At 46.9% G+C, this 19,126-nt stretch carries 19 protein-coding genes; 6 read left to right on the top strand and 13 right to left on the bottom strand.

Annotation, left to right across the window (positions count from 1 at the left end):
- The 6 genes from udk to ACLVWU_RS12665 form a co-directional block, all read right to left on the bottom strand.
- On the bottom strand, positions 1–627 hold the full coding sequence (gene udk, locus ACLVWU_RS12690) for a uridine kinase (protein WP_413575128.1): 627 nt from the start codon (positions 625–627) through the stop codon (positions 1–3).
- 6 nt (positions 628–633) lie between these two features.
- On the bottom strand, positions 634–1,266 hold the full coding sequence (gene upp / locus ACLVWU_RS12685; protein WP_413575127.1) for a uracil phosphoribosyltransferase: 633 nt from the start codon (positions 1,264–1,266) through the stop codon (positions 634–636).
- A gap of 24 nt (positions 1,267–1,290) precedes the next feature.
- Positions 1,291–2,505: a URC4/urg3 family protein gene (locus ACLVWU_RS12680; protein ID WP_413575125.1), complete on the bottom strand. Its 1,215-nt coding sequence runs from the start codon at positions 2,503–2,505 to the stop codon at positions 1,291–1,293.
- The gene (locus ACLVWU_RS12675) at positions 2,492–3,754 is read right to left on the bottom strand and encodes a GTP cyclohydrolase II (RefSeq protein WP_413575124.1); all 1,263 of its coding nucleotides are present in this window, start codon (positions 3,752–3,754) and stop codon (positions 2,492–2,494) included. The genes ACLVWU_RS12680 and ACLVWU_RS12675 overlap by 14 nt, the downstream gene beginning before the upstream one ends.
- On the bottom strand, positions 3,755–5,230 hold the full coding sequence (locus ACLVWU_RS12670; protein ID WP_413575121.1) for an aldehyde dehydrogenase family protein: 1,476 nt from the start codon (positions 5,228–5,230) through the stop codon (positions 3,755–3,757).
- Between the two features lie 87 nt (positions 5,231–5,317).
- The gene (locus tag ACLVWU_RS12665; protein WP_413575119.1) at positions 5,318–5,647 is read right to left on the bottom strand and encodes a DUF1904 domain-containing protein; all 330 of its coding nucleotides are present in this window, start codon (positions 5,645–5,647) and stop codon (positions 5,318–5,320) included.
- Between the two features lie 145 nt (positions 5,648–5,792).
- Between ACLVWU_RS12665 and ACLVWU_RS12660 the strand changes: the two genes are divergently transcribed.
- A complete protein-coding gene (locus ACLVWU_RS12660) occupies positions 5,793–7,250 on the top strand; it encodes a methyl-accepting chemotaxis protein (protein WP_413575117.1) in 1,458 nt (485 codons plus the stop codon).
- Between the two features lie 7 nt (positions 7,251–7,257).
- Here ACLVWU_RS12660 and ACLVWU_RS12655 read toward each other — a convergent pair whose 3' ends face one another.
- On the bottom strand, positions 7,258–7,803 hold the full coding sequence (locus tag ACLVWU_RS12655; protein ID WP_413575116.1) for a DUF924 family protein: 546 nt from the start codon (positions 7,801–7,803) through the stop codon (positions 7,258–7,260).
- 16 nt (positions 7,804–7,819) lie between these two features.
- Between ACLVWU_RS12655 and ACLVWU_RS12650 the strand changes: the two genes are divergently transcribed.
- Positions 7,820–8,389, top strand: a complete 570-nt coding sequence (locus ACLVWU_RS12650; RefSeq protein WP_413575115.1) for a DUF2127 domain-containing protein — start codon at positions 7,820–7,822, stop codon at positions 8,387–8,389.
- A gap of 76 nt (positions 8,390–8,465) precedes the next feature.
- Here ACLVWU_RS12650 and ACLVWU_RS12645 read toward each other — a convergent pair whose 3' ends face one another.
- The gene (locus ACLVWU_RS12645) at positions 8,466–8,900 is read right to left on the bottom strand and encodes a hypothetical protein (RefSeq protein ID WP_413575114.1); all 435 of its coding nucleotides are present in this window, start codon (positions 8,898–8,900) and stop codon (positions 8,466–8,468) included.
- Between the two features lie 227 nt (positions 8,901–9,127).
- On the opposite strand from ACLVWU_RS12645, the gene ACLVWU_RS12640 reads away from it, so the two are divergent.
- The 3 genes from ACLVWU_RS12640 to ACLVWU_RS12630 are packed head-to-tail and all read left to right on the top strand — an operon-like array spanning position 9,128 to position 12,152.
- Entirely contained in the window at positions 9,128–9,568 is a 441-nt protein-coding gene (locus ACLVWU_RS12640) for a MarR family winged helix-turn-helix transcriptional regulator (RefSeq protein WP_413575113.1), read from the top strand.
- Positions 9,569–9,604: 36 nt separating this feature from the next.
- Complete coding sequence (locus tag ACLVWU_RS12635; RefSeq protein WP_413575112.1) at positions 9,605–10,378, top strand: hypothetical protein; 774 nt, start codon at positions 9,605–9,607, stop codon at positions 10,376–10,378.
- A 19-nt stretch (positions 10,379–10,397) separates the two neighbouring features.
- Positions 10,398–12,152 (top strand): S8 family serine peptidase, encoded by a 1,755-nt coding sequence (locus tag ACLVWU_RS12630; RefSeq protein ID WP_413575111.1) that lies wholly within the window; start codon positions 10,398–10,400, stop codon positions 12,150–12,152.
- Positions 12,153–12,259: 107 nt separating this feature from the next.
- Here the strand turns inward: ACLVWU_RS12630 and ACLVWU_RS12625 are convergent, their stop codons facing one another.
- Positions 12,260–12,571 (bottom strand): hypothetical protein, encoded by a 312-nt coding sequence (locus ACLVWU_RS12625; RefSeq protein ID WP_413575110.1) that lies wholly within the window; start codon positions 12,569–12,571, stop codon positions 12,260–12,262.
- A gap of 249 nt (positions 12,572–12,820) precedes the next feature.
- Between ACLVWU_RS12625 and ACLVWU_RS12620 the strand changes: the two genes are divergently transcribed.
- On the top strand, positions 12,821–13,534 hold the full coding sequence (locus tag ACLVWU_RS12620; RefSeq protein WP_413575109.1) for a hypothetical protein: 714 nt from the start codon (positions 12,821–12,823) through the stop codon (positions 13,532–13,534).
- 176 nt (positions 13,535–13,710) lie between these two features.
- Here ACLVWU_RS12620 and ACLVWU_RS12615 read toward each other — a convergent pair whose 3' ends face one another.
- The 4 genes from ACLVWU_RS12615 to ACLVWU_RS12600 form a co-directional block, all read right to left on the bottom strand.
- Complete coding sequence (locus ACLVWU_RS12615) at positions 13,711–14,667, bottom strand: HNH endonuclease (RefSeq protein WP_413575108.1); 957 nt, start codon at positions 14,665–14,667, stop codon at positions 13,711–13,713.
- Between the two features lie 389 nt (positions 14,668–15,056).
- A complete protein-coding gene (locus ACLVWU_RS12610; RefSeq protein WP_413575107.1) occupies positions 15,057–16,796 on the bottom strand; it encodes a hypothetical protein in 1,740 nt (579 codons plus the stop codon).
- 55 nt (positions 16,797–16,851) lie between these two features.
- Complete coding sequence (locus tag ACLVWU_RS12605; protein WP_413575105.1) at positions 16,852–18,369, bottom strand: histidine kinase dimerization/phospho-acceptor domain-containing protein; 1,518 nt, start codon at positions 18,367–18,369, stop codon at positions 16,852–16,854.
- On the bottom strand, positions 18,366–19,046 hold the full coding sequence (locus ACLVWU_RS12600) for a response regulator transcription factor (RefSeq protein WP_413575103.1): 681 nt from the start codon (positions 19,044–19,046) through the stop codon (positions 18,366–18,368). Before ACLVWU_RS12600 ends, ACLVWU_RS12605 begins: the two co-directional genes overlap by 4 nt.
- Between the last annotated feature and the right edge of the window lie 80 nt (positions 19,047–19,126).

Raw genomic sequence — 19,126 nt, 5'->3', positions numbered from 1 at the left:
TCAGAGATTGAATTTAGTCGCTAAGTGCAGCCGAATTTGCGCCAAGGCCCGGTGATAGTCCTCGTGATCTTTAACGATTCGATGGGCGTGAAGCTTTGACGGCTCTACAAACATATTGTGCATGGGACGCACTTGCAAGTCGAACTGCTTATGCACGCCCTCAGGTGTGCGGCCGCGTTCTTGAACATCGCGCTGCAGTCGTCTTTCAAAACGAATGAACTCGGGAGTGTCGAAGTAGATCGCCTCATCCAACTCGGCACGCACTTCAGGAGAGTGGAGAATCAAAATCCCATCAACAAGTACAATGCGTGTGGGAGGTTTACTTTCAGTTTCCGACTTGCGGGTGTGAGTGACAAAGTCGTAAATAGGGACGGATAGAGTCTTGCCTTGTTTCAGCGTGCGCAGTCCCTGGGCAAGTAATGGGAAATCCAGGCTGTCAGGGTGATCAAAGTTTACCGATCCCCCGTCGCCATCAAAGCGAGCAGATTGATCGTGATAGTAGTTATCCTGATAAAGAATACTACAGTGGTCTTTGCCCAATAGGTTTTGCAACTCGCGGGCAAAATAGGTTTTACCCGAGCCGCTGCCACCAGCCACGCCAATTATATGAGGTCGTTGTGAATTCATACCCACCTACTTGGTTTGAAAAAGTCTGTCTCCGGCATCGCCCAAACCTGGAATCAAATATCCCATATCATTCATCTCGGTTTCAATATCCAAAGTCAAAATTTCGACATCTGGGTGAAAATGTTGGATCTTTTGAAGCCCTTTTTCACTGACCAGGATGGACAAAACCTTGATTTTGCCGACGCCGTAGCTTTTCAGGCGGTCAATGCAGGCGATAATCGTATCCGCTGTCGCAATCAAAGGGTCGCACAGCAGCACTTCTCGGCCCAGAACTTCTGGCGGCATCTTGAAATAGTATTCAACGGTGTTGTTGATGAACTTGTCGCGGTAAATACCGATAAAGCCGGTGCTCGCAAAAGGCAGCATCGATAATGCGGCATCGAGCATTCCATTTCCGGCTCGCATAACAGAGACCACGATAGGCGGGTTGCTGATACGATAAGCCGTGGCCTGTGCCATTGGCGTTTCAATGCTGACCTTTTCCATGTGGGACCAGTCCTTCATGGCTTCATAGACCAGAATTTTGGTCACTTCCTTCACTAGTTCACGGAAATCGTGGGAGTAGGTGTTGCGATCGCGAAGATAGCCCAACTTGTGACGAAGGAGCGGGTGATTGATGACTTTGAATCGTGCGTGCATTTGTTAATCCTTAAAGTATATTTTTTAAAAAACAGTTCCATCACTTTGAATGCGCAGGGGAGGTGAACCATCCGCTCGCAGATCTTTGGCGGCTTTGCGGCCGGCCCACCAGGTTCCACCCTCAAGGACTTTGGCAAGCGGAAACTCCTCGGAGCTTTTTCTAAGCTCCCGCTGAACAGCATTGCCAATCCGGTCCAAAAGACTCACAGTCAACCCGCGCCATTCGATGATAAGTTCGGAATCAGGTGTGTGCACCTGCTCAGCTATTTTTGGGTCTTTCAAAGAAATCAACCCTCGATCTAACAGCAGGCCGCCGTTGCGATATTCTGCCAGACCCGTCAGTTGATCGACTTCCGTCAATTCAAAGCCAGCTTCAATCAGTGGCTCCATCAGTGAGTAAGTCATCCACTGCGAAAGCTTGTGGAATGAAGCCATTCCACCAGGGATTTTCGAGTACTGCCAGGTGTCTCCCAGATTAGTTCCGTTCACTTGAATGCGTCCCGGCCAAATATCGCCAAGGCCGTCAAGAACTGCGCGCAACAACTGGGGACCGGTGACAGTCTTTCCATATCTGGCGTAAAGATAGTCCACCATGCTTCCAGGGCGGCCCAGTGGAAAGATATCTCTTTTTTCAGAAACGGCCTTTCCAAGATTATGCAGAAGTGCGAGACGTCCATCGACGCCTACCAAGGGGTTTCTGGTGCTCACTTGAAATATTTTGCACAGCGCTTCGCGACTTAAAGTGCGCAGGCCCAGATCCGTGGATTGCAAAGGCTCATCCAAGTCGTCGGAAAGATATCCGATGATGAACAGATAATAGCTTGCGATACCCAAGCCTTCGGATCGCTGAAAGATCTTTCCAGTGCTTTCTTCTTTAAAAGACCAAATGTTTCCTGCACCTGCATCCAGTAATACCGAAGGTATGACCAGGTCGAATTTGATTCGCGCCTGTTCCATGGGATCAAGATGCTGGATGCGTTTCCGCAACCATGCCGTGCGATCCACGTGACCGGCTTTGAAATGCCCCCAGCGGGAATGAAAAGGAATATTCAGCTCGGGATAATTTTCCCGAATCACTTGCAGAACATAGTTAACCACACCTGGCAGTTTTTCCGGGTGATAGTTGAAATGTGTTTGATCCCTTTGTGTTAATTCCAGAATGTGCTCTGCACTGTGGCGCACAGCCTGCGGGGAAAGTAGAAAGTCTATATTGTCCAATGCGGAACTAACGTTGCTCATCGATACCTCGTCCTTGCACCATTGCCAATTCCTGTGCAGATTTTTGTGAGCCGGGATTGAAGTAGCCGGCCGCTTTCTTCGCTTCGATTTCTACCTGGGCATCTGCGGGAATCAGATAGTCGGGAATCGAGATGCGATTCACGACCGTGATGCCACTCTTTACGATGGCATCGTATTTCATATTGCTCATGGAATGCAGATTGTGAATCTTTGTAATTCCAAAGAAGTTCAAAATATCAGGCATCAGCTCCTGGAAGCGCGCATCTTCCACGCCGGCCACACATTCTGTGCGGTGGAAGTAAGTTGCGGCAGAGTCTCCGCCGGCCTGGCGTTTTCTGGCGTTATAAACCAGGAACTTCGTCACTTCACCCAAGGCTCGGCCTTCTTTGCGATAGTATGCGATAATTCCGACTCCGCCTCGCTGTGCGGTCCGTGCTGCATCTTCGATTCCGTAAATTAAATAAGGGCGGCAAGTGCAGATGTCTGATCCAAACACATCAGAACCATTGCATTCGTCATGCACTCGGCACGTCAGCTCAATCGTGGGATTTGCCAGATCTGCCGGATCTCCAAAAATGTAAACTGTGGTTGATCCAATAGGTGGTAACATCACTTTTAAATCAGGACGAGTCACTAGTTCCGGGAACATTCCACCGGTTTCCTGGAAAAGGATCTTGCGAAGATCCCCTTCGTCTACTCCAAGACGCTTGGCAATTCCTGGCAAATGCCAGACTGGTTCAATGGCGACTTTTGTGACTCGGACGTCTTTGTTTTCGGTGATTATTTTTCCGTCAATTTTCAAACGACCTTTTTCAAGGGCTTCGGTGATTTCGGGAATTTGTAAACGAGCTTGGGTTACAGCGATCGTAGGACGCACGTCGTAACCACAGGCATAGGCTTCATGGAAGTGCGTAGGAACGTCAAAACCCCAGGGGTCCAGCGACACGATTTTGTCTTCTTCAAACCACGAGGGGAATGGTCCAATTTTTACTGGACTTTCTGTGTTATTCAGATCGGGTCGATGAGCCGTGGAGTAGCGCCCCTGAGCGACTGAAAGCGCACGGTATACCGTGTAACTGCCGCTGTGAGTACCGATGGCGTTGCGTTTTTTTGAGTCAGTCAATGAACCGATAACCGGCCCGCGCTCCATGGGGGTTTTTGCTCCCCAGTTGATGGGCAGACTTTCCTTAAAGACGTGGCTGGAATGGGAAGTTAAAACGACGTGAGGTGATCTTTTCAGTTCATTCATTTAGGACATCCAATTGTTGTCATGTTGTTGGTCCCATTTGACTGTGACCTTTTTTAAATTTGACCAAAAATCCAGGGAAGAAGTGCCGGTGATATCACCGTGACCGAATTTGGACTGGTTGATGCCACCGAAAGAAAACGGCTCACGGGGCACGGGGACTCCAACGTTAACGCCAACCATTCCTGTACTGGCCAAAGAAATCACTTTTTCTGCCAGAGCGCCGGAAGACGTAAATACCGCGCAGGCATTACCCATCTCAGAGGCATTTTCGACTTTCATGGCTTCAGAAATATCCTTGCAGCGAATGATACAAAGAACCGGGCCGAAAAGTTCCAGTTTGGAAATGTCCTGGGAAGGGGAGACATGATCCAAAATAGTGGGGCCAATCCAGTTGCCTTTTTCCATTCCGGGAGGCGGTTTTGCATTGCGTCCGTCCAGCAGAAGTGTTGCTCCCTCCGTGACGGCTTTTTCAATTTGTTCGTGCAAGAACGAAACTTGTTTGGCACTGATGATGGCGCCCATGTCTTTACCCAGTTCCAGGGATTCTGCGCGGGCAATGATTTTTCGAATGTGAAGTTCGACATTTCCCACGGCCAAAAGAACTGCTGCAGCCATGCAGCGCTGTCCAGCACATCCCGTGAATGAATCACTAATTCCAGTGCCGGCGATATCAGGATTTGCATCTGGTAAAAGTACAATGTGATTTTTTGCGCCACCAAGAGCCAGAACTCGTTTGCCGGCTTGGGTGCCGCGCTCGTAAACGGCACGGGCAACCGGAGTTGAGCCAACAAAGGAGAGGGCTTTGATTTCTTTGTGATCAAGCAGCGCCTGAGCAACCGAGGCTTCGCCCTGAAGGACTTGAAACACGCCATCAGGAAGACCGGCCTCTTGCAAAGCTGCCGCGATTTTCATGGAAGTCAGTGGGGTTTTTTCAGATGGTTTCCAAATGTAGGCGTTGCCCAGGGCCAAAGCCGTCGGGATCGTCCAAAAGGGCACCATCGCAGGAAAATTAAAAGGAGTGATGCTTGCGACGACTCCCAACGGAGAACGGCGGTATTCACAACTGACTCCACGGGAAACTTCAAGTTTTCCACCGGTGTCCAGGTTTTGAAGTGAAGTCGCAAACTCAAGAACTTCGATGCCCTTTAGTAAGCCGGCTTTGCCTTCCTGAAATGTCTTTCCGGATTCAGAACTTTTCAAATGAGCAATTTCATCGAGGTCCCGCAAAAGAATTTGCCGCAGCTGAAATAGAACTTTCGTGCGTTCTTTTATCGGAGTTGCGGCCCATTCTTTCTGTGCGATAGTGGCCGCATGAACGGCATTTTCAATGTCTGCTGGAGTGGACTGGTGAATTTCACCAATCAAAGCACCATTGTGAGGGGAATGTATGGAAGTTTTGTTTCCCGTCCCCGCTTTGAATTTGCCGGAGACAAAATTCAAAACAGGAATGGGCGTTAGAGGAATTTTAACGCTCATAAGCCGACCTTTATTACCTAAGTTTTAAGGACCAGACTTTATTGAAGAGCGGTAAGGTTTATCAAATTAAGAAAGATTCATGAGAGATTAGAAATGACTTCCGTTCTCGTAGTAGGCCGATTTCTCAAGGGAAACAAAAATCACAGCAATGTCGTCTTGAGGACAAAGTGCCTTTACATGATCTGTAATGATCTTTGCACTTCGATCTTGGATATCTTGTGATCTTTGAAACCACAAAACTTCCACAAAAGGATATGCTCCGCCACTTTGACCTTTGTTGAAAAAATCTGCGTGGATGTATTCAAAAGAAAAGTTGTCTTCGCCGGTTGCCATTGCTGGAGCCAACTCTGTAGGCAGTGTTTGACTGAGTTTAGCTACGTGATTCTGGTTGAGTCCGCGAAATCTGAGGTGTGGCATTATTTGATCCCTTCATTTGTACTAACACTACAAAACTATTGTCCAAAAATGAACCGGTAATATGTAACGACTCTCATGTCTGAGGCAATTGCGTTAAGCCTGGGGTGGAAACACCCGATGCCTTCAAAGTCATTTGGAGGCTGAAATGAATGTACGTGTATGGCAGGGGCGGAGTTATCGCTATAAAACTTTGGCATTATTAGTCGCGGCACTTGTGCCGTTGTGGGCAATTGTCCTTTTCTATTTAATGCCAATGGTTCGCGACAATATGTATGAAGATCGCAAGGTGATGTTGCGAAATACGGTGGACCTGGCGTCCAACACGATCGAAAGATACTACAAGCAATTTGAAGAAAAGAAGATCACAGAGGAAGAAGCGCAAACTTTGGCTCTAGCGGCGATCTCCACCTATCGATATGCTGGCAGTGAGTATTTTTGGGTGAATGACTTTGCTCCGAACGTTTTGATGCATCCGATTAAGCCCGAACTGAACGGAAAAGACGCTGGTGGGATCAAAGACCCGAACGGTGTTCATCTGTTTCGTGAGTTTGCCTTGATGGCGCAAACACCAGCCGCTGAGGGTTATGTCAATTACATGTGGCCGAAGCCGGGGTCGCCAAGTCCTGTGCCTAAAATTAGTTTCGTCAGACAATTTAAACCATGGAAATGGGTCGTGGGAACGGGTGTCTACGTGGATGACGTGGAAACTATGGTCGCGGCTGTTCGTATGAAGGTTATGATTGGTTTCGGCCTAGCTTCTGTCCTGGCATTTGCCGTATTTGCGATGTTCTCAAATAAACTGATGAACTTCTTAAGTCGTACGGTGACGGATACGAGTGATGCCAGTAAGCAGGTGAAGGAAGCGTCCAGCATGCTGTCCAGTGCAGGGCAAAATGTGGCGCAGGGGTCCGTTGAATCGGCTGCAAAAATCGAAGATACATTGGGTGCCGTTCGTTCACTGAGTGAAGTGGTCGGAGCGAATCAAGAAAGAGCTAATCAGGCTGCAAGTCTGGCTTTAAGTTCCGAGCAAGGTGCAGCAACGGGGGCGGATGAAATCCGTCGTTTGATGGATTCCATTGATACAATGTCCAAAATCTCAAATGAAATCGCTTCGGCGATGGATATCATTGACGACATTGCCTTTCAAACGAACTTGCTTGCACTGAATGCAGCAGTAGAAGCGGCTCGCGCCGGCGAACAAGGACGAGGATTTGCAGTTGTGGCAGATGCGGTTAGGACACTTTCATTGAAATCCGCTGAAGCGGCAAAAGAAGTGAAGTCTGTGGTTACCAGCAACGTCAATCAAACACGGGTGTCTTTGGATTTGGCCAAAAAGAGTGACGAGGTGCTGAACCAGATCGTCAGCTCAGTCAAAAAAGTCAGCATTTTAAACAGAGAGATTGCAGATACCACACGCGACCAAACCGAAGGTATTCAGTCGATCTACAAGTCCATGGAAAGTCTGGAGCGCCAGACGCAGGCTTTCTCGGCTGCAGCCGAAGAAACAGCTGCGACATCTGAAGAAATGTCAGCTCAGGCAAACAACCTGGAAATGATGGTGAACAATATCGCTGTCGAAGTCGTCGGTAGAAAAGCAGCTTAAGGACATTCTAAAAGCTGGATCCAGGCGTTTTCAAAAAATCCAATTCTTGGCGGGTGGAAGTCCTGCCAAGAATTTCATTGCGGTAGGGATACCTGCCAAAACGATCAATCAAAATTTTATGCGCCAGTTCAAACTCCAGTGACCGTTCCAATCCTTGCTGAGAGAACAGGCGAACTGCTTCCTCATGGATAATATCTGATTCGCTATGCATGTAGGGCATGTAGATAAAGGCCCGTTCATTCAGTTTTAGTTTTTGATCATCCTTGGCGGCGACCGCAGATTGTGCCAATGCCAAAGCCAGGCTGTCGTTCTTAAAGGCCTGGGGAGTGTCTCTGAAGATATTGCGCGAGAATTGATCCAGGACCAGAATCTCGGCAAGTCTTCCTCGCGGATGAAAGCGCCAGTTAAAGGTTTCGCATCGCTCGACCTTTTTATAAGTTCCTAAAAACTTCTGACGAACCTGCAAGTCGAACTCAGGGTTTTTTGCAAACCACAGTTCGGGATTCGTTTCTTCAAACCAGAAATTGAGTACGGCGAGTGCTTCTGTATCCATGTTATAAATATACAAAGTGACCGGGAACTGCGCACTCTTTCTTCGTTCGGCATTCCAGATTGTCGGACAAGTTTGTTACGCGGCAAAAGCAAAACATCCTTCGTACTTGTCAAACTCGGTGGCAGCAGGCAGCGTGATGAGTATGGGTGGAATTCGGTTCATTGCAACATTAGAGGCGATCAAAGGAATTGTAGTATTGTTGTTAAGCATCGGACTTCTAAGTTTGATGGGGCAGGACATTCAATCTGTCGGTGTTCAGGTCGCGCACTATTTAGGGGTCGAACACAATCATCTTTATAAATCTATTTTCTCGGCCCTAAAAACTCATAGTCATGAAATTCGGCAGGTGGCATTTTTAGCGGTGTTTTATTCCGCCCTCAGATTTATTGAAGCCTACGGTCTTTGGAACGAGCGGGTTTGGGCCGAGTGGTTTGCGATAATTTCGGGCGGAGTGTACTTGCCATTTGAAATCGAAAAACTGATTGAAGGGTTCGAGTGGTGGAAGGTTCTGATCACCATCGTGAATATTTTGATCGTGGCTTATTTGGTGGTCTATAAGATTCGGCGGGATCGGAGCTTAAAATGACACGGCCGACCCTGTGAGGTCGGCCAAAGTTTTAGGTTTGAGGGGAACCGCTGACTTTGTTCGTGTCAGCGTGTAGTTAGTTATACCACTGACCTTGGTAGTTTTGTGGATAGCATGCCCATTGGTTCATAGAGTTGATTTTGTAACCATAGAATGGAATGCCGTTTTGGCCGCGGTATTGAGTACAACCGGCCTCTGGCAGGCAAGTACCGTTTACCAAGACATAGCCACTTTGACCATTACAAGTCGGAGTGCCTGTGGAGTTATTGTAGCCACCCATAGTTCCGGCCACACACGAATTTGTTGAATAATCATATCCAAAGTTTGAAGCATAACCCATCTGTGTACATTGTGCCGTTGGTAAGCAGCCTTTGTTTGTCACATAAGCATAGCCAGTACCGCAGGAGTTTGCTGCCGTGTTTGATGACCCGCTTGAATTGCTCTTAGAACAATTTGCCAGAAATAGAGTCATTCCCATCAAAAGAACCGTAAGAATTGTTTTCGTTTTCATATCATCCCTCTTTGTTTAAAAAAAACGTCTCACTTGGGTAATACTCAAGGTTCATGCCATCGTGTGCTCTCTGGTTCCCGGCTTTAAATGGATCTGAGTGTATCAATACGGGGCAGCGCGAGAAAGAGACGGAAAATGTTAGACAGTTGTTAGGGAGCAATATTCCACAATCAGGCAACATTTAGGGACTAGTATGATTTGTATGAAGCAGTCGGGGAGACAATCATATGACTGAGGAAATGCAGCTACATGTCCTACTAAGTAAACTGACGATTGATTTTGAGACGGCACTGGAGGAATTCTTTCAGGAGTACAAATTAACCACCACGCGATTTATTATCCTGAACCTACTTTATAATAGTCAGGATGGCATGACGCCCACAGAGACTGCCAAAGCCGTGGGTGTTACCAACGCCACGATTTCGGCGATAATCTCGAACCTGAAACAGGTCGGTTGGATACAGGCTCGCCAGAAGCCTGGTGACAGTCGCTCCTATAGCATTGTTTTATCAGATGCTGGACTGGAACTTATGAACAAAGTCCTGCCGGTCTATAACGAAAATATCAGTCAACTGTGGTCCCAGTTTTCAAGCGATGAGAAACGTAATTTAGGTAACTTAATGACTCGGGTCAGTCAGCTGGTCGGGGTCATGAAAAAGAATAATTAATTCGAGTATTCAATTGGTTATACCGATAAGAACCCTATGAAAAAGGGTCTTATTATTCTTGGTATCGCAATCGCTGCGGCCTTTCTGTTTAGGGAAGGTCAGCGTGAGGGCGTATCGACCCTGGCTGGCAACACGACTAAGTCGCTGACGGCTCAAACTGAAAAGTTATCCAACCTTGATCAAAATACGAATGTGAATGCAAATTCAGCAGAGAAAGCTGCAGCACCGGTTGCAGCACCAAAAGTAGTTGCGGCATCATCGCCGGAGAGTTCTCCAGTTCAGCAAATGCAAGGGCGAGAAATTGATCCAGAGGCAATGGCGCACAGACAGGCGAAAGCAGAGTTCGTGCGTCCCCAGGCTTCTGAACTGCGCAATAGTTTGTTATTCAGGGAAACTGCGTGGAAGGTTTGGTCGGGGGTCAGCGCTGTACCAGCCGTGGATTATGATGGCGATGGTGAAGTGGTGGGGCGAAGTGCTGGTTACGTGATCGTGAAAGATACAAAAGGCCTTGGAGACGACCGTAACTTTTCACTTAAAAATCCTATAGTCGTATTTGATGAAAACCAAGGCACGGTGGGGGTTGTTCCTGGCCGGGTAATTTTGGTTTTAAAGAACTTCGCCCTTTTAGAGAAAATTCAAAAAGAATACGGTTTGGCTTTGCTGAATCGCTTTGATCATCTGCGCACTGTGTTTGTGACTTCGTCACTGCAAAATTTCAATCTAAGCAAACTGGTGAATGTTCTTAAAAAAGATCCGCGTGTTGAACGAGTGGAACTGGAAATTGTGAGTCGTAACCGTGTTAAGAACTAAAAAGATCTTATCAGCGTTAATGCTTACTTTTTGCAGTGCCAGCTTAAGCCTGCTGCTGGTGAACTGTAATGGCAGTGGATTTGAACTTGCTGACACTTGTTTCAATGATGGCGGGGATCCTTTGTTTTCCTATGCCTGGCATCTGGCTAACTGCGGTCAGTCGGGTGTTTCGCGAAATGGCGGGACTAGTGGTGTGGATTTAAATCTGCGTGCCACTTGGTCCGCGGGGATTCTTGGCAATGGTATCAAGGTCCGTGTTTCCGATGACGGTTTGGAAAATACCCATGAAGATTTGAAATCTAATTTTCAAACGGTGGCTTTGCGGTCTCGGGATTATTCCTTGAGTGCCACGCCGACTCCGAATGCTAGCGTGTGGGTTGCAGCAAATGCTCCGCCGAGTAATTGTCCCAATGCGAATCCAGCACTGGCAGCATATGATGATCACGGCACAGCTGTAGCGGGTCTGATTGCAGCAGCCGGTGGGAATGGTGTGGGTTCGCGTGGTGTGGCACCTAAAGCACAGCTGGCCATCGCCAATCTATTAAGCTGCAGAGTTACTGAGTCTGATGCGATGCTGGTCGATCAGGCGACCGGAACTGATTTTGACATTCTAAATATGAGCTGGGGCGTTGAGCAGAATAAAAAGCCTGTGATCGTGACGGCCTATGAATCTCAGTTGCATTATGCTGTGACCAATTACCGTAGCAACAAGGGTGCAATCTTGGTGAAAGCTGCTGGAAATTCCTTTTATTCTGAATGTAATGATACAGCCTACGACGGTTTGGATAATGCTAGCACATGCATCGGTAATGCAAACTTTGACGGTGATAATACTAATCCATATCAGATTATAGTTGGCGCTTTGAATGCCAAGGGGATTGCTGCTAGTTATTCATCACCAGGAGCCAATTTGTGGATTTCCGGTTTTGGCGGTGAGTTTGGTTATACCAATCCTGCTATGGTTACAACGGACCGAACAGGGTGTGGGAATGGATTCTCTTATACGGGAGCTTCTAACACGGTTCCGTTTGAAAATGGGTCTTCCCCGAATACAAATTGCAACTACACAGCGACCTTCAATGGTACTTCTTCAGCGGCACCGACGGTTTCTGGTGTAGCAGCTTTGATGTTAGAGACGAATCCAAATCTGACTTGGCGGGATGTTAAATACATACTGGCGAAGACCGCGGATCCGATGGATTACGTCACTACGGGATCAATTGCCCATCCTAGAGCAACTTACGTGACTATTCCCACGGGATATTCTTGGGAACTCCCATGGAAGACCAATAGTGCGGGCTTCAAGTTTCATAACTGGTATGGATTTGGAAAAGTAAATGTCGACGCTGCCGTTGCAATGGCCAAGAACTATACATACCCGCTGGGAACCTATTTTGAAAGCGCCTGGGCGAATTTTACTGGTTTGAATTTGGCTGTCCCTGCAAGCAGTGCAGTAGGAGAGACCTCTTCAGTCACGATTGCGGCAAGTAGCAACCAAGACGTAAAAATTGAATCAGTTCAAATAAGACTGGAAGTTACAAGCACTGATATCTCTGATTTGGCGATTGAACTGACATCTCCCTCTGGCATGCGCAGTATTGTGGTCAATATGCACAACTCGCTAAGAGAGTTGGATAACTATTCCAATGAAATATTCCTGACGAATGCCTTTTATCAAGAAAGATCCACGGGCCTTTGGACGCTGAAGGTTGTAAGTGGGGGATCCGCTGCAACGATTACTTCCTGGGGACTTCGTTTTACAGGCGCAAAATAGAAAATATTCCTTGTGCACTGGCACACCCGTAGCGGATGTGGATAAAAAAAAGATCCAGTCGTTTAAACTGGATCTTTGATTCTATAGCTTCGAATTAACAAAATTAATTATTGAACTCCCGCTGCTTCCCGTGGAGGTCTTTCACCACCACCAGGGCGACCGAAGTGTGATGGTGGTTCGAATCCTTTTTCTTTCAAACAGGCATCCATCACTGTTCTTTGCTCTTCAGTAGGAGCTGTGGGTCTTTGACCCGGTTCAGGGCGCTCCATACCAGCTGATTCAGAGCACTCCCTAAAGGCTTCGCGCTGTTCAGGACTTGGGCCGCGGTGTCTTTCGGACTGTTCCGCCAGGGCCACAGAGGCTGTATGCAAGGAAACGATGGAAACAGCTGTTAGTAGAAACTTTTTGGAAACTTTCATGGGTATCTCCTTTTTGAGTTTGTAAAGCAGGGGGCTTAATCCAAGTCCCTCAACTTGGGCCCCATGGTTTAATGCTAGAGGGGGAATGTTGAAGGACCGTGGAGATGGAAAGTTTTTTTGATTTGCGCGGCTAACAGGTCTCAATTCGAGACAGCGAGTGCTGATGGAATTTGCAAGAAATAACCTTTTTTATTTAGGAAATTCCCAAAATTAGCCGATGACGTTAGTGCAGTACAGGGGATTGAACATATGAAGTCGTTTAAAAAAATTCTGGTAGCAGGTGGTACAGTGGTGGCTTTGGCTGCAGTTGCAGTCAGTTTTCAAAACTGTGCGCCGGGAGCAGCGGAAGATGGATCCAGCAACACCGTGGCATCTGACGGCCTTCAAGGGGATATTTACTATCCATCAAATGGCAGCCCTGTGGTTTTGACTGCGGGACAAAATATCTCACTTAAGATTTCTAAGCCTGCAAATCTAAGCGACCTTAGCAGCTATTACTGGGTGATTTACGATACATCCGTGACAGCAGCATATATTGGTACCATCACGCAAAGTGGAAATTACTTCTATGTGTCACTTCAAGTAAAATCTGATTTGAGCACTCAAAGAGACCTGCGTATTTATTTATATAACCCAAATACGAAAACATACCTGGACGGAAATGGCATAAAGATCAGCTTGCGTCCTTCGGTCAGCAATCCTTATCAATCCGATTACGTATCTGAAGTTTGTGCATTGAAACAAAACTCAGCTCCAACGTATTCATTGAATAAAGCAGCACCTTCATCAACGGCGTTGTATATCTTTGATAACGGCGCAGGTGTAGGAAATATGTCATGCAGTATTGGCGGCGTCGCTTATAACTGTCTGGCAGGTTCTTCATGGCCAAGCAACTGGACTTCACAGACCTTCACAGTACAAGCCTTCAACCGCTGTGGCGTTTCCCGTACTCAATCATTCTAGTCTCTGAAGCTTAAATTATACGAGCAACAACCCGTACTACGACCCACAACTTCAAAATAGTTGTGGGTTTTGTTTTTTAATCTGAATCAAAAGCCCAAAAGGAATACCTCCGTAACGGGTGTATTTTCTGTTCAGTATTTTTCAATCAGCTTAAATACTGAACTACTTAGCAAACTTTAAACGATAAAGCTTTCCTGTCTGTATTTGTGCTGGTTGTGTTGCGCACAAAGGATTTGCAAGTTTTGAATATCATTTGTACCTCCAGCCCAAACTGCCTGTCTGTGATCCACTTGCAGGAAACGCGTGCTGCCGCAGATCTTGCCGCTATCACGATCTTTGAATTGGCAACATCGATGTTGATTCAGTAGAGTCTTTTTCACTGATGTGCGCAGTGTTTTTCGATCGGCGTCCCCTAAGAATTGAGTGTTGGTTGGAATGTTATTGGTATTTGCTTTAGGCGCAGCACCCGCTACGGGTGTTGGTATTCTTGATTCTTTCAATTTAGTTCGGCGTTGGATTTCCTTTTTTGCCAAATAGGTAATTGCATCAGCCCAATTCTGTTTTGGCAAAGCATGAGCGATCAGATCTTGAGCCTGCTTCAGGATAGCCATTTGTTCTTTACTTAGTGTGATCGTCAAGGTGACCGACTCATCCCGGTGAATTCTTTCCTTATTCTCCTCAAGCACCGGCAAAGATAAAGCCTGACACAGAATAACTTCAGTTTGTTGCTGGGTCGTATGTTCGATACGGTTTAGAAGTTCTTTTTTCTCTTCCAGATCAATTTTACGATCTTCAATTTTCTGTACAGCTCTAACGGCCTGCTGCACTTTGGATAGTTGCGACAGATTTATGGCACCACTTTCAATCTTTTCCGCCAGTTCAGGAACTTCACGCAAAAGTCTCGCAGATTCAATTCTTCTTAGAGCTGCGGAGGAACTATAGCCGAACTCTTGAACTAGAAACTCGTAAAGACTGGAGTAAGCTTTATCCAAATAGAGTTTACGTGCATCGATCTCAGCGATACACTCCAAAACCAAGTGTGTAATCTTGCGTTCAGTTTGAACCAGCTTCCCAAAGCGAGTAAGCAAATCTGTATTCGACAAGTGGCCAATATTCAATTTTGAGTTGTTCATTTTTACCTCCGTAGCGGAATTTGAGGTAACATAACACGGCTTTTTCAAATAGAATTTCGAGGTTTTTCGCGGGATTACTTGCAATAGAAAAGTAGGCAAGAACAGTGCTTGTTACGCTTTAAACGCCTCGACACCGAGAATGATCAAGGGGTAAGCCATCGGGCGCATGAAAGATAGTTTCGTTGAATCGAATTGATTTATGAACTTAAAAAAACTCAACAAGTGAAATTTTATTACAAGTATAAAGTCAACATCGTGCGTAGTCATTGGGTTGTCAATTGCGCAGGCTGAATAGTTCTAATTCTGCTTCATTTGAGAAAATGGTTTAAGAACTCACACCCGTAGCGGAATTTTTTTTGGAGAAAGGGGAAGAACTATTCCCCTCGTCTTTATCGACCAGTGCCAACTCCCAGCGTGGTTCCATTGCTATATATCGTCGTATCGGTCGGGGCGGGGACCATGCCTGGGATCGTGACGCTGCTGTTGTAAGTGTTGGTGTAAGGTGAAGTATATGTAGTCGATGTACCCAGTATGACTCCGCCGGGCATTGTTGTTGTCGCCGAAGTCAGGCCCGTCGGTGAAATGTAACTTGTAGTGCCGGTATTATAAAGACCCGTACCGGTATAAGCCCCGTTGTAGTTTTGCAGCATATTCATTTGATAGTTCAACAATGACATCTGTTGCTGCATTCCCATCATGGAGTATTGAGAGTTGGCTCCATACATTGTGTTCATTCCATATGGGTTGCTCATTCCATACATGCTGTTCATGCCATATGGGTTCGAAGTGCCATACATGTTGCTCATGCCATACGGATTGGACATCCCATACATGTTGCCCATTCCATAGGAGTTGTTCATGCCATACATATTACCCATGCCATAAGCATTGCCCATGCCATTCATTCCATACATCAGCGATGGATTCAGTCCGGTCATTGAACTTCCACCATACATCCCATAAGGCGATCCCATGTTAGTGTAAATGCCGCCACTCATTCCCATCATCGGCGACGATCCCATCATACCGTACATGGAGTTCATTCCTCCCATGTTGTTAAATCCCGACATCGAGTTCCCGCAACCGAAACCAGCCTGTGCTGTTCCGCCGCTCAAAGCACCATACATTCCCTGCGCCATGAATGGATAACCGTAACTAGATTGAGTCGGATAACCCAGGCTGGCGTTGCGATCCGTGATCATTTCGTTGGTTTTGTAGCTTCCATACATAGACGCAGCACCCATCACCACATTGGTGACCAGTCCCAGAGTGTCCGATTGCGGCTGTTGATAGCTGTAGCTATTGTTCTTAGCCATACAACTTATACAAACCGTTCCTTCCGTTTCTCTGACGTCTTTGATGTCGTCCTGCAGGCTCTCAATTTTTCGCGTAAGACTTTCGATGTCGGTTTGAAGCTGCGCGGACTTCTGGGAGTTGGTGCGATAGGTGCTAATAGCATTTCTGCAGGTCGAAGAGTTGGTGCGCGAGCCATTTGATCTGAAGTTCGCGTTGTCGCAGACAGCGCTGAATACCGCACCCGGAGTACGGGCATCGCAATAGTTCTGCCATTCCTGCAGGGAAAAGCCCTGGATTTCAGTCATGTCTGCGTTGGCACCGTATGCGGCAGGTTTTTTTCGGGACATAGGCGGGCGTTTTGAACCTTGGGGAGGTTTAAAATCTGCCGGAGGTTGCCCACCTTCAGGTGGTTCAGGAAAGTCAGAATCAGGTTCATCAATATCAGCGGTTACAACACTACTGCCATCATCGGCTTGATTGAAGTTGTCATATTCTGAACAGCGGCGGGAGCTGTCCATGTGAGCCAGCAGAAAATCTGCGTATTCCTCTGAGATATTATTCTTAATATCTGATTTGGCGCGGGATGCTTCGCGATCGAACTTTTTCTTTTCACTTTTCTTTTCAGAAATTTCCTGTTTTACCTCGGCAATTTCAGTTTTTAGTTCCTGAATTTCGTCGGACTCTGTATTCATCGCCTGAGTAGGGGCTTGCGGATATGAGCAGCCTTGGTTAGCTCCCCAGTAGCCGGTTCCCATCATGGAAGCGCCCATCATTTGAGCCCACGAGGGAAGTGCCGTAAGTAGTATCGTCGCAATGAGTGACCTGAAAAGCATAATGCCCGCCTTGTTATATCATTAAGGTAGCGGGCAAGTGTTTAAAGACTATGGATTAGAGCTTTGGAAACCAAAATGAGACACGACCACCAAGAGCGTTGTTGTTGGATAGAGCGACAACGTTTTCAGCTTTCAGTTCTCCACCGTGAAGTTGAATAATCTCTCGCATAATGACCGAACCGATTCCCACTGAGATTCGTTTGCCTGACGAACCATCTGAAAGAATGCGACTGGCTTTTTTATGTCCGAATTCGCGAAGTGCGGATTCAGAAAAACCGGGGCCGTCATCAGTGATCGCCAAATTCAGCTTTTCAAGACTGTTCGTGATGCTAATCTGAACTTCACCTTTCGCAAAAGAGGATGAATTTTCAAAAGCATTTCGAAGCAGGCGATCCACGAGTTTAGAGGAGCCCATGATTTGGCTGTTGGAGGCCTCGATGGTGGAGTCTACTTTGAACTTCAGATTCGGGTAGCGATTCTTAAAGACCGTGACCTGATCCTGAACTCGTTCCAATAGATTGATTTCCTCTGTGCCGGCGGAATACTTTGGTTCTGTGATCTGGGCCAAGAACAAAAGATCCTCGACAAGTTTGCCGAAGTATTCCACCTCGGAAAAACAAAGGGAGACAATTTCCTGACGCTTATCAGGGGATAGACGGGTCTCTCCGACTTGCAGGGTTTCCAGAAAGCTTTGCAGGGACGCCAGTGGAGTGCGCAGATCGTGAGCAAGATCCTGTAAAAGTTGACGGCGGGCTTGGTCTGCTTTGCGCAGACTTTCCACCATGCTTTCAACGTCGCCAGCCATTTGGTTGAAGGCTTGCACTAAGGGAGCCAGTTCTTCCACTTTTTTTGTCGGCAGACGTGCCGCCAAATTTCCATGACGAAGTTCGTTCAATACTTGGAACGCCTCATTCGCACGGTCACGGTAACGGGAAAACTGGTAGATTAAAGCCACCGCGACAGACACCAGCGTAAAGACAATCAAAAATCCGAAAGTAATAAACAAAGGATTTCTTCGAGACATCATAGGTGGGGGACCGCCAGGTCCACCGGGACCACCGCGAGGAGGCGGTGGAGGACCGCCCATTTCAGACGGTGGCGGTGGCGGATGAGGCATGCCAAACCCAGGGGGCGGCATAAAGCGGTGAACGAAAAAGACACCCGGGAACTTTGTTTTTGATACTTCCAGTCTTGGTGGGCCGAAATCCATTTCACCAAAGCGCACAGATTTATCCAGCTCCAAGGAGCTGGTTTCTGCTTCATTTAATGCACGCGGCAATACCGGATCACCGTTGATAAGGCTTTTGCCGGATTTATCAATTAGTTCAAATCGCAGAAAGTTATCAGGATTGTTACTGGCCTGAAGCTTTTGAAATGCAACTATAGGATCACTGTCCAACTGCTCATAAAGATTTCGCACCAGATAATTCGGCGGTCTGACATAGCGAACAGGTGTTGAACGATCCAGGTACGACACCAGCCACGTGGAGCCAAAGGCCATGAAGATAAAAACAATAATGATCGACACGAAAATAAAATAGTTTCGGCCAAGCAAAGAACGCCGTGTGATCATATGGTTTTCTCCAGGCGATAGCCCTGCCCATAGACGGAGTTAATTTTTACATTCTGTATACCATTTTTGGTGAGTTTGGAGCGGATGTGACTGATGTGGGAATCAACAGTTCTGTCGAACAGCTCTTCACCGGAAGACATGCTGGAGATTAACTTTTCGCGAGAGATGATAGTTTCAGGATTTTCAAAGAAGACTCTGAGTATTTCAAATTCACGACGGTTTAAGGTCACAAGACCGTCTTCTGTCTTTAACACCTGCTGATTCTTTATCAAGGTCAGGCCTGCAAATCTTAATAGATCCAGAGTGGGCTTGCGCTCACTGAGTTGATTTTTGATTCGGGCCATAACTTCTTTTTGCCCAAAGGGCTTGCGAATATAGTCGTTGGCTCCATGTTCGAACCCCCGAACCACACTCTCTTCGTCGGTCCGCGCGGTTAAGAAAATGATGGGGGAATGAACACCTTCGGTTCGAAGCCATTCGCAGAATTCATAGCCATTGCCGTCGGGAAGATTCACATCCAACAAAAAAAGGTCAATCCCGGGCTGGGTTTTGAATGTCTCACGACCCGCTGCCAGGGTCTGCGCCCAGTGAACTTCGAACTGCTCCAGTTCAAGTTGCATCTGAATTGCTTTACCCAAAATGGGATCGTCTTCAAGTAGGAATATTTGTGCTGCCATAGTCTCTCTTTAAGGTATCAAAATATACCCGGGCAATTAAGGTTCATTTTCACGCAGAATTGTGGAGAGAGTGTGGAGCT

The sequence above is a fragment of the Bdellovibrio sp. HCB290 genome (assembly GCF_047305925.1).
Taxonomy (GTDB): Bacteria; Bdellovibrionota; Bdellovibrionia; order Bdellovibrionales; family Bdellovibrionaceae; genus Bdellovibrio.
This window is presented reverse-complemented; position numbering and strand designations above follow the sequence as displayed.